Annotated in this window: 5 protein-coding genes; 2 read left to right on the top strand and 3 right to left on the bottom strand. The window is 23.1% G+C overall.

What is annotated here, in order from left to right; genetic code table 4:
- Positions 1-2,181 carry a HinT-interacting membrane complex protein P80 gene (locus HLA92_RS02980; RefSeq protein WP_171113390.1) on the bottom strand — a complete coding sequence of 727 codons (2,181 nt, stop codon included), beginning with the start codon at positions 2,179-2,181 and terminating at the stop codon, positions 1-3.
- A 153-nt stretch (positions 2,182-2,334) separates the two neighbouring features.
- On the opposite strand from HLA92_RS02980, the gene HLA92_RS02975 reads away from it, so the two are divergent.
- A complete protein-coding gene (locus HLA92_RS02975) occupies positions 2,335-3,093 on the top strand; it encodes a hypothetical protein (protein WP_171113388.1) in 759 nt (252 codons plus the stop codon).
- A 57-nt stretch (positions 3,094-3,150) separates the two neighbouring features.
- Complete coding sequence (gene tpx, locus HLA92_RS02970) at positions 3,151-3,633, top strand: thiol peroxidase (RefSeq protein WP_171113386.1); 483 nt, start codon at positions 3,151-3,153, stop codon at positions 3,631-3,633.
- 79 nt (positions 3,634-3,712) lie between these two features.
- On the opposite strand, the gene HLA92_RS02965 is transcribed toward tpx, so the two are convergent.
- On the bottom strand, positions 3,713-4,576 hold the full coding sequence (locus tag HLA92_RS02965) for an ABC transporter ATP-binding protein (RefSeq protein WP_171113383.1): 864 nt from the start codon (positions 4,574-4,576) through the stop codon (positions 3,713-3,715).
- Entirely contained in the window at positions 4,576-12,765 is an 8,190-nt protein-coding gene (locus tag HLA92_RS02960; RefSeq protein WP_171113381.1) for an ABC transporter permease, read from the bottom strand. The genes HLA92_RS02965 and HLA92_RS02960 overlap by 1 nt, the downstream gene beginning before the upstream one ends.
- Between the last annotated feature and the right edge of the window lie 134 nt (positions 12,766-12,899).

Raw genomic sequence — 12,899 nt, 5'->3', positions numbered from 1 at the left:
TTATTTATTACCTCCATTTATTTGTTTTTCAAATATTGGATAAATGAATCTAATAAATTCTTGATCTGGATGATTTTTCACTATTCATTTTCCATTTTCAAATACATAATCTGCACTTAAATTTTTGTTTATTAATGTATCAATATAATCTTTAATTTCCTTACTTTTTCCATTTAGAATTTGTAAATGTTGAAATTCTAAAATAATTTTTGAGTATTTTTTAGCTATTTCAATATCTTTATCACTAAAGTTTTGTTCATTATCTGAAACATAATTTTTGTATTTTAATGTTTTTAAATACTCAATAAAACTTCGGTCACTTAATAACTTATTTGTAATAAAATCAGATGTTAATAAATCTTTAAACATATTATCAATATTAAATGGTGGTTTGAGAGCATTATTTGAAACATCATTTGCTTTTCTAGATAAATCACTTAAAATTAATTTTCTTGCTGTTTGTTCTGATTGAACTTTTGATAGAGTAAGTAAGTTTAGACCATTACTATTTAAGATTGCATAATTATCATTAATTTTATACACTATATTAGTTTTAAAATCTGAATTGTTTTCTGCTAATAAATCACGTATAATATTTCCCATCTTAGTATCAAAATCAGTTAATTCATTAATATAATCAGCAATTTTTTTATTATTTTTAATTGCTAATTCTTTTTCTTCTTCATTTCATGAAACAACATTTTTGTTTAAAATTTCACTATAGGTGTGGTCATTATTAAAGATTTTTTCAACAATTTTCATTTTTAAATCATCAAAAAAGTTATTTTTAGTATTTGGCGTATAAATTAAATCATCATTTATTATTGAAAGATATGGTAAGTAAAATTCAGGTTTTTCTTTTGAATAAATATCTGATAATGATTTAAATCCTTCAGAACCATATGTACTATCATTTGCAGAACCTAGAACATTTAAAAGTAAATTATCATTAATAGCTTGCTTTGTTTCTTCGTTAGTTAAATTTTCACCTTTTATAAAATTAGAAATTCCTTGAAAATCCTTTATTCTATTAATTGGTAAATCAATTTCTGAATCATTTTTACCATTATTAAAATCTGTAAATGTTAATAATTTAATTAAGTCTTCTTTGCTAAATGAAAATGGTAAATCAGCTGAAGTTTGATTTTGTGTCATTTTTAAAGTTAATTTAGAATAAATTGTAGGTTGTGTTTGTAATCAATCGTTTATATAAATTCCTGCATCTTTTTTATCATTTAAAAATGATTTGGTTAAAAATGCATAAACTTTTGTTTCTCCAGGATCAGTGGTATTTAATTTATCAGTTGGGATATAAACATTTTTGTTATCACCTGTGGTATGAATGAAGTGTAAATCTTTTTCACCATTACCAAAATGAATAACATCACCTTTTTTAAATAAATCTACTCTTTCTTCTTTTTCAGTTTTTGAATTATAAAAAGTGTAATACACATCATGTTCAGCAGTTAACCCATTTTGTACTTCAGAAATACTAAAATCACTGTTAATTTCAGTTTCAAATCTTGCAAATGCATGTCTTCTAATTTCTTGAGCAACTAAATGTTTAATTGCATCATCTTTAGTTTTTGATGCTCCAAATTCAGGCTTTGCTAATTCTGCTTTTAGTTCAGTTTCTCATTTATTAAATCCAAATTGAGTTTGCAATCTTTGCTCTAAATCATTTAATATTTTGGTTTTATTGTCAGTAATTTCTTTAACAGATTGCAATTTAAAAAATTTTGTTTTACTTGGTACTTTATTTGAGTTATAAATTGCTTCATATCATGCACTGGCTTTATATTCTTGTTCATATAAGTATAATGCGATTTCATCACTTACTTTTGAATAAATATATTTAGCTTCATTAACAGAATCAACAACTTCTTTTAAATCAGAATATTGAATTTCAGATACAGTTCCATCTTTATTATCAAATTTAAAAACTACTGAATTTTTATCTAAAACTGGATAATCTTCTTTAGATCTATTTGCAGCAACTACAAGTGGAATTGTAATCCCTGATACTAAAATTGCAGAAATGAAAAATCCTAAAACATATTTAGGCCAACGTTTTTTTATTTCTAAAGTTTCTTCTTGTTTAGAAACAGGTTTTTTATTTTGCTGCGCTTTTGTTGAATTAAAGCGAGCTATTTTTTTTACAAAATTATTGTTTCTTGCCATGACAACTCCTTCGTTGTATTTTAATATATTAAAATATATTTAAAAAGTTTAATAATAAAATTATAACAAAATAAAAGGTTTTTCTAGTGATAAGCATAAATTAAATATCAAAATAATACTTTAAACTATAACTATAAAAGTATAATATAAGTTATGAATAAAATTAGAATGAATAAGGAATTTATTTTACAAAGTTTTTGTAAACTTTGTGAAGAAAATAATATTTGATATAGTTTAGATAATTATTCTCTTTTATTTGCAGTAACTGGTTTTAATTATACTGAAAATTTAGATTACCATGAAGTAATGATGACTTTTGAATCTTATGAAAAACTTAAACAATTATTTCCAGATCGAGTAATAGATAATACTAAATCTACACAATATTTTGATAAACAAATTAAGTTTTTACATAGAGATGATTTAGTATATACTGCTACTCCATTTTTAAATATTAATTTAGTAATACCCACTACAGTATCTAAAGTAAAAAAATATCTAAATACTAAAAATAAATTAAAAGATTGAATATACAAAAATAAAACTTTTAAAGATACAAATATTTCTTCTATTAAATTTAATAAAATCATAAGTAAATTTTTATCTTTATTTATTAGAAAAAATACATATAAAGCGCTTGTAAATATTTTATATGATAAAGACTATGAAGGTTTTTTTGTTTTATCATCAAGAAGTAAAAATATTGTTAATAATTGAATTAATAACATTACTTATCGAACCACTAATTACACATTAAAAGACATAAAAGTGCATGTTTTAGATGAATATAAAGAATATTTAACAAATGTATTTGGCGAGTTAGGTGCTAAATATGAAAATATTACAAAACCTATAAATAATTATCAATATATAAATACAGTAGATTATATTAAATTAGATTCTACTAATTAACTAAAATGTTTTTATAGATTGCTTTTTAAACTATAATTAAAGAGAAAAGGAGAGAATATGAAAATAACTTTTAAAGGAAATGAAATGCATTTAATGGGACAACAATTAAAAGTGGGAGATAAATTTCCTAGCTTTAAAGCTGTTGATCTTAATTTAGCTGATTTTAATTCACAAGATATTGCAGGACAAAAAAGATTAATTTTTTCTATACCATCTATTGACACCGGTGTTTGTGAATTGGAAACTACAAAATTTATGCATGATTTTAAAAATAAACCTTTTCCTGTTGTTGTAATAAGCTATGATACACCATTTGCATTTTCACGTTGATGTGCGGCCAAAGAAAATACTAAAGTTACAACATTAAGCGAATTTAAATATAATGATTTTTCAGCCAAAACAGGAACTAAAATTGAAGAACTTGGATTATTAACTAGAGCAGTATTTGTCGTAAATGAAAATGATATTATTGAACATGTTGAATACGTACAAGAAGTGTCTAGTGAACCAGATTATCAAGCTGTTTTAAAATTCTTTTAGTCAGAATCAAGTATCTTAGGTACTTGATTTTTTTATTAAAAAAATCAAGCCAATCGCTTGAATTTTGTTGTAATTTTGCTTAGTTTTCTCTTCTAGTTTTATCTTTAGTTTTAATTTCTTTGATTTTTCCTAATTCTAAATAAATAACCTTATCTGCAATTGCTGCAATATCGGGATCATGAGAAACTATAACTATTGTAGAATTATATTTTGCATTAATGTCCAAAAGAATGTTTTGTACTAATTTTGATGTTTTTTCATCTAAAGCCCCTGTAGGTTCATCAGCTACAATAATTTCTGAGTTTTTAGCAAGTGCTCTTAAAATAGAAACACGTTGTTGTTGACCTCCAGACATTTGAGAAGGATATTTATACATACAATCACTTAAATCAAAATCAGCAAATAATTGTTTAATATTCATTTGTTTTTGTTTATTTTTTTGTAAATACGAACCTGTTTCTACGTTATCGTATGAATTTAAGTTTTGAAGTAAATTATAGTTTTGAAAAATAAAAGAAATATTTTCTCTTCGAAATAAAGTTTGTTTGGCATTAGATAAATAAGGTAATGCAACATCATTGACGATAATTTGACCTGTTGTTGTTCGGTCTAAACCACTAATTAAGTTTAATAATGTTGATTTTCCTGAACCACTTTTACCAAATAAAACTGCAATTTCTCCTCGATTGATTTTAAAACTAACGCCTTTTAATACTTCAGTTGCTAAATTTCCTGATAAATAAGTTTTAGTAACATTTTTTACTTCAATGATTACACCTGGAGAATTTTTTTCTGAAGCAAATTTATCTTTTGGTCTAGGTTTATTATTTGCTTTGGAAATTTTTTTAATTTCATTTAATGATAATGATGTTTCATTAGTCGTTGTCTTATTTTGTAGTGTTTCAGGTTGAATTGACTTATTTTTTTTAATTTTCTTAAACATTATTTTCCTTTCAGCAAGTAAACAGGTTTAATTTTATTTAAACTTATTCATGCAAATATAGAGGTTATTCCAAATACTAATAATGATACTAAAATACTAATTAAAATCGTTGATTGGAATAAATATAGTGGTAATACCATCTGACTAGTTGCAAGCATAAATGCATTAAATGAAGTCATTAAGATAAATGTAATTGGAATCATTAATAATGAAGCAAATAAGATAATTGGAATGTAATTGGAGAAGAATAAATAAACTTTTTCTTTATTTGAGTATCCTAATATACTAAATGTAGCAACAGATTCACGGTTTGAATTAATCATTGAATTTGTAATCATAATTAAAATGATAATTGATACAATGAAACTAATTATAATAAATGCTAATGTTATGTTAGTTATTGTTGATGCAATACCACTAATAAATCCAGCTTCAATATCTTTTGAGTTAACACTTTGTGATGCAACATATAATATATCTTTACCATAAATAGAATCTTCTGCACCATATAACTTGTTAATTGCATTAATCATATTTTTCTTAATTTCAGGCTCAATAGGTTCATTAACTAATGATTGATCTCCTCAGGTTTTATAATCATCATTAGTTACATTTAAAAATTCTTTTAGTTTTTGTTTTCAATCAAAGTTATTATTATGTGTTTGATTATATGAATATACTGTAAATTCAAACATAGGATCAGTTCGACCTTGGCCTACAAATATTTTTTTAAAGAAATCAGTAATTGATTTATCATCAGCAACATTTGCATTATAAGTTTGTACTGCTCCTCAATATCCACTTGATGAATATGTTGTTAAAGTATTAATAGTTTGTTCAGGTGCATCATCATTACTTAAAATACCATTAAATCCTTCATATTCATTATTAAATCATTGAGTATATTCTGAAACTTTATTTGGATTAAATTTAATTAAAATATCTAATTCATTTTGTCTTTGTTTTTTCACTCAATTAGAAAGGGTATCTAATCCTGTTATTTTATCAATAATTTCTTTTGTTGTAATTAATTCATTATTGATATAAGTTTCATTAATACCAATAACTTTAAATGTATAAGTGTGATTGTTATTATTAATATTTAATATTTGATCTATAAATCTATCCACATGGTTTTCAATATTTAATTGAACAATAGATCCTTCTTTTAAATTTCATTTTTTAGATACAACATTATTAATAACTAAAGGCAATACTACATTATCTAAATTATCTGGTAATGGTTGGTCACTTGGGAAATTTTTATATAAAAGTTCTTTTAAATCCTTATTTTTTACATCTCTTAAATCAATAAATTTAGAATCTTTTTTATAACCATATATATTGATATTTTGATCGTTTATTGATGTTTTAGCATATGAATATTTTTCATTTGTATTATTGTTTCAAATGATTCCGCCAAAACTAATAAAGAAATCATTTTGATCTATTTTTTTATAAGCATCAATTAAGAAATTTCTATATAAACTTCTAACTTTATCTGTTTTAATAGCTGCAGGTTTTTTATAAAAATCATTAAATGCATCATATTCTACAAATAAGAATTGACCTAATGAAGAAGCATTTTTTATCCCTTTTACAAGACTATCTTCTCGATTAAATGTAAAGAAACTGGTTTTTGGAGAATTTGGATCTTGAGTTTGAGTTGCATAAAGTTTTTCATAATTTAGGTTGAAAGGATCAAAAGTGGTTTGATCGCTATTTATATAATGTAAATTTTGAGTATTAAACATTTTTGCAGATACTTGTTGAAAAATTTGAATGATTCTGGCTTTTTGAGTCTCAGGTAAACTAGCAAAAGTAACATCTCAAGGTGATATTTCTACTGAAGTATCTAATAAAATATCTAAGGATGATTTAGTTAAAACAGTAGGTGAAAATGGTTTATTAATAATATCTGTATTAAAACTATAACCAGGTTTGAAATAAAACGGTGAATTATAGTCTGTTTGATTTTTATCACTGACTTGACTTGATGAACTCAAATCATCAGGTACATATAATAAATCATTTAAAGAATTTTTATTATATGTAATGTAAGATCCACCTTCAACAGTTGGTGTCTCTAAATCTAATTTAAATTTATAATTTCTATTTTGATATGTTCTTTGAATTGATTTTTGGAAGACATTTAAACTACTTAAACTAAACATTGTGATTAATGAAGTAATTGAAAAACTGATAAATAAACTAAATAATTTTCAAAAGTTATTTAAAGTTAACATTGCAATAAATCTACTTTTAATTGGTAAGACTCTAAATAATATAGCAATTTTTTGTGATATTTTTCCGACACTTAATTCACTTAATCCAGACATTTGTTCAATGGCTTTTATTCTTATACTAAACATTGTAATTAAAAATATTAATATTGATAAAAATGCAAATGGAACAATAAATGTATTTACTAACGTTAATCAGTTAAACGAAACGATTGTAGTAGGTAATGTTCAATAACTAGAAAATACTCTAAATGCAATAGGTTGAATAAAATGACCTAATGTATAACCTAAAATTGAACCTACGATAGTACTTGGTCAAACAAAAGAACTAAATGCAAATGAAATTTCACTAGCTCTATATCCTTGTGAACGTAATATACCTATAACTTTATTTCTATCATTTATATATCTTCTAATAATAAAATATACAGACATAGAAACTAATGTAATTAAAATAATTAAACTAAATACTTGTACGTTACCAATAGAATGAATAATTTTTTGTACCAAAGTAATTCTAATAGAAATTTCAGGATTAATTGGATCTAATTCATTTGCTAAAAACACTTTATTAGTTATATTAGTTGCAATAGAAGCAATAAAATCAGAAAATTCTTGTTTTAATTCAGTTGCTTTAAAATCTCCTTGTTGCACTAATAAATAATCTTTTAAGGCTAAAGTAGGATAAGCACTTTTAATTCTATCAAAACCTTTACTATTTACATATACAAGAGATTGTTTGGAAGTATCTACTTGTAAATTTTCTTCATTAATCACTGGATATAAGTAATCTGCTGTAATATCAATACCAATAATTAAATATTCAACTGAATTAATTTTGATTTTATATTTATCATCAAGTGTGTTTATAAATACAGCCATTTTAAATGGGTCTTGTAAATATTCATCTATATTACCAGTATAAACTTCTTTATTGTTTTTTTGAGCATATGCATAATTAATTTTTGCTAAATATGCAGATGTATCATTGTATGCAATTAAGTTATTTACGTAGTTTGTTGAAATTAATGAAAATAACAATTGTTCAAAAATTTTATTTGTATTTAGACCAAAAATTGTTTGATCATTTTTGTCACTTAAAATAAATTTATTTTTTAATCAAGTAAAATATGAAATATCTAATGTGATGTTTTTATCACCTGAATCCGATAATTCTTGGGTTTGAACTAGCGAGTCGTAGATAGGACTAATTAATTTATCTAAATCATCAATATCAATTGTTTCTAAATCTCTTGATAGTTGTGTTACTAAATGACCTATATTACCTTCATTTTCTTCATGGGAAATAGCAGTATATAAAAGTACTTGTGGAAAACTAAGAGCCATATAAGGATTTATAATAATAGGATTTATACCTAATATACTTATTTGTTTTGATAATTGAGAATAACTTAGAACATTCTTATATAAAACTGATAAAACATAATCATTTGTTATTAATGAATCTAATATTGAATCTTGAGGCGCATTTATAAAATTATTAACAAATATTTCTTGAGATTCTTTGTAAAAAGTAGGCATTAATGAAGATTCATTTAACATACTCATCATTAAAACAAATTGATAAATATTTTTATCAAGTCAACTATTAATGTCATTTCAATAAATATTTAAATTGTTTTTAGTCAAATCTTGTTTTAAAATATCTAATAAATGAGAGTTTGTAAATTCTTTTGTCGAAGTAATATTATTTGCTAAACCTTTACTTATTTTTAATATTGTTGCATAATTGTTTAAATCACTACCTAAAATGGAATTATATGATGGAATTTGATTATCCACATTTTCATATTGTCTTAGTAGTTGAGCAACATTAGAATTTTGCATGAAATTAAAAATAGCTAAAACAATTTTTTTAATTTCATCTAATGTAATATTTGGAATTGATGTTTTCAATTCATAAGTTAATTTAATTCAAAAAGCATATAAATTTAGTTCTTGACCAATAAAACCATTTGCATCTTTAGTGATGAAATTACCTAAAATAGGCTTAATTTGATTGTATAAGAAATGTAAAACATCATTAAATTCAGTATTTTGTGACTTTGGATTAAATAATGCTGAGTGATAAGCTAAATCACCATATGTTGCAATAGCAATATTTGTATCTTCTTGAAAATTTAAATTATATGGTTCTAAATCATTTTGATAGTTTTTAATTGATAATTTGGAAATTAAGTCTAAATAGTTGTTTAACTTTGTTGATATTTGAGATAAATTTTCAAATTCATTATTATTAACTAAAATCACATTTTTTAAAAAACTAGATTCTTCAATGCTGAATTTTATAAGTTTTTTATTTGAAGTAATTACATTATCTATTTTTTGTTTTAAAGATAAAATTTTGTTTACATCATATTGATCAATGTTGTCATTTGTAATAATGTTGGTTTCTGATTTAGGAAATCTAATTAATCCTAAATTACCTAAATCTGCAAATGATATTTTTTCTTCATCATTAGCAGGTATATATAAACCTGCTGCTTTTTGAGTTTTAGATGATAAATTAGCTAATAACTTGATTGTGTCTTGTAATGTTTTAACTTTTCCTAAAATATTAGAAGTACTTGTTTTATCTTGTGCTAATGCACTAATAAAACTAGCAATTCAATTAGATGGTTTTAGTTGCTTAATATAATTATTAGTAAATAGTACAGCATTAGCAATAACAGGTTGTTTTTGTTCACTTTTTTCTAAAAAGTGAACTAAATTTTTATTAAAGGTTTGTAATGAAAAAGAATTAATTAAAAGTATTAATGCTTCATTAATATTATCAAATGCTTTGGTATTATCTTTATAACCATTCAATTTATTAAATAGTGATATTAATCTAGTTTGTTCAGAATTTGATAAAGGTTTATTTGCATCTTTAGCTGTACTTAATATTTTTTGATAAATGCTTAATTGACTATCAGGGTTTAATAATACTTTAAAATCAATTTGATTTATTAAATTACTTAAAGCGGTCTTTATCTTATATTCATCAATGCTTCTCAATAAAAAAGAAGTAATTTCATCTGAACTAAGTACATAATAATCTGCATTTGCATTTAAATAAGGTTTGTAAGGATGTTGTATATATCATTCTCTACCTAATGTTGAAAATTTTAATAGATCAATTGAAGTTAGTATAGAACCAATAGAATCTAAAAACTTATCATAGTCTTTAATATAGTCAATAATGTTAGAAATTTTAAAACCTAAAATTAAGTTGTTAAAAAAAGGATTTTTTGAACCTGTAATGTTCATTAATAACTCTTCTAATTTATCTAATTCGTGTTTTAGATAAGTTTTTTGTTCTTCGTGTGTTCTTATTTTGTTATTATCATAAGTATATTTATTTTTAATATAGTTTATGAAATTATCTACAATTGATTTTCAGAAAGTATTAATATTAAAATTAATTAATTTTTCATCTGTTTTTTCCGTTGCTTTTGACAATTCATAAAGTCAATCAAATATAACCACTTTAATAATAACTTGATTTGTTTTTCCAGAAGCTAATAGATTATGAAGTTGATTTTTTTCAACAGCAATTTGACCTGCTGTTAAAATTTTATCTAATTGTTCTTTTGTAAATAAATTAGCTAAATCTGTTTTTAAAATTGTTTGTCTAATTTGTTTAATTAAAATATTAATTTTATTGTTTTGAGTAATGTCAATTATTGCTGCATTATCAACAGAACCATAATTAATTGGTAAATAAATACTATTTTTATAATCAGAATCTATTTTAGCTCAACCTTCTTTACCTATTTTGGCTTTTATGGTTAATCTATGTTGAGTTAAAAAATTATCTAATTCTGTTGCTGTTAAACTATTATCTTGTTCAGGTATTAATAATCTTGTTCAATATATTTCATTATTGATTTCTTTTTTCACAAGAATTAAATATTTATCTTCACCTTTTTTAGAAGTTGTTTCATTTTTTGTCACAGCATACTGAATGGTGTTATTATCTTCATCTTCAGAAGTTAATAAAAGAATTTTTGCGTTAGTTAAATATGGAATTTGTGTTCCAGGATAGTAATTATAAAAAGGTTCAAATCTAATATCTGTATCTAAATAATTTGGATCTGGTGTATACCCTTTAAAAATGTATTCTACTATATTTTGGGCGTATTCTGAAGGTAATTTTGTTTTTCTATTGGGGAAATTTTTATCTGGAATTAATAAATATTCATCAATATTTTTTCTACTATCTGTTTTATTTAAAATGGTTGGTTCTGTAGCTTCATTATACAATTTACCAACATTTTGTTTAACACCACGAATGGAATTATTAGAATCACCAGTATTTATAAAATGGAAAATATTTTTCTTTGAATCACCTTCATTAATTGTTTCAACTGTTAAAGATTGTCTTAACCCAACATTTTCTTCTCCAACTTTGTTTAAGACTTTGGATATAATGGCTTGTTTTGCAACATTATTTGCACCTTGTGCAATTTCATTCCGTTTTAATTGAAGTAAATTAGTATTTGAAATTTCATTAAATTTATCTTTTATTTGTACTTGATTTCACTGTGGATTAAATTTTTCAATTTCTGCTATTGTATCTTTATCTGTTGAAGTAGGTTGATTATTTTTCAGTGATAAAATTACATCTAAATCTTCAAATGCAATCGGTTCTTTTACTATATTTCAGTCGCTCGGTGAGTTTGTTTGTAAATATCATCTAGTTTTTGTTGATTTTGTTCAAAATCCAAATTCTTTAATATCATCTGGAATTTGATTATTATTTTCAGAATAAATTTTTGATATATAACTTAAATAACTACCTTTTCAATTAGAAGCATTAATTTCAGTATTAAAGTCTCAATTTAATTTAAATAATCTTTTTTCAAATTCTGTTTCAACTTCAATATTTTGAATTCAATTTAAAGGGAATTTATACTTAATACCTTTATTAAAAGTAAAATTTTCATAACTTTTTGAATTAATTTCACTAATATTTTGAGACGTTAAATAATTTCTTAATGAAAATTGATTTTCTATTAATACATTTTTATCTATATTTTGTTTAGTTAATTTATTATCTTGAAAATGTAAGTCTTTTGCATTATTAGAATCAGAAAAATAAAATTTATCATTTTGATTTTTTTCAAAACCTAATTGTTTTAAAACATTTTCACCAGAAATAACAATAACATCACCATCTTGACTTCATAATTCCAGTTTATGAGTATCAAATGATGCTTGATGAGTTAGAGGATTTAAAAATAAATCTAGTGGCTTAACTAAATAATCATCTAATTTAAAATGTGTTGCTCCAGTTGGAGTATTAATAACAGTAGCAATATCTTGTAACTTATATTCTTTATCAAAGTTAAAAATATTTGTTTTATTAACAACAACATTATGTGATATCTTTGAATAATTATCTTGTGATTTAGAATAAATAGGAAGTGTAATGTCATTAGTTAGTTCAAAAGAACCATTTTGCATATCAAAAATGGCTATACCTCTATTTTTTTGATGATCAAAAAATCAATTTTGGAAAATACTACTATCAATATAAGTATCTTGATTTATTAGAGATTTATTATTTAAACTAAAATTTCTAATATTTAAAAAATTTAATTCAGTTTCTGGAATACTTAAATTTTTTGTACTTTGTTTATATGATTTTATTGAAGAATCTGGTGTATAAATAACAGGTTTTGTATCTATTAAACCTTGTTCATTAACTTGATTATAACCACCGTTAGGAACTTCTCCATTAGGATTAACGTCTAAATTAACTGTTAAATCTTGCATTTGTGAAACAGTTTTATAACTTGAAAGTGTTGATGTATAGCTTTTTTTAATATCAAATAATAAAGTAAATAAACCACATGTAATAAAAATTAAAATACTTAAACCAATTACTGTAGTTTTATTTTTTCAAAGCGATCTAAAAGCTTCTTTTAATAATCTAATCACTACATCTCCTTTATTTTTATTCTTTTTATATAAATATAAAAATAATACTAATTTTATATGAAAAATGCATTATAGTTATAAATTTAAAAAAATATTGCTAAAAAAACAAAATAATTCTTTATAAAAATTAGCAT

The organism is Mycoplasma miroungirhinis, from assembly GCF_013008815.1.
In the GTDB taxonomy this organism is placed as follows: Bacteria; Bacillota_I; Bacilli_A; order Mycoplasmatales; family Metamycoplasmataceae; genus Metamycoplasma; species Metamycoplasma miroungirhinis.
This window is presented reverse-complemented; position numbering and strand designations above follow the sequence as displayed.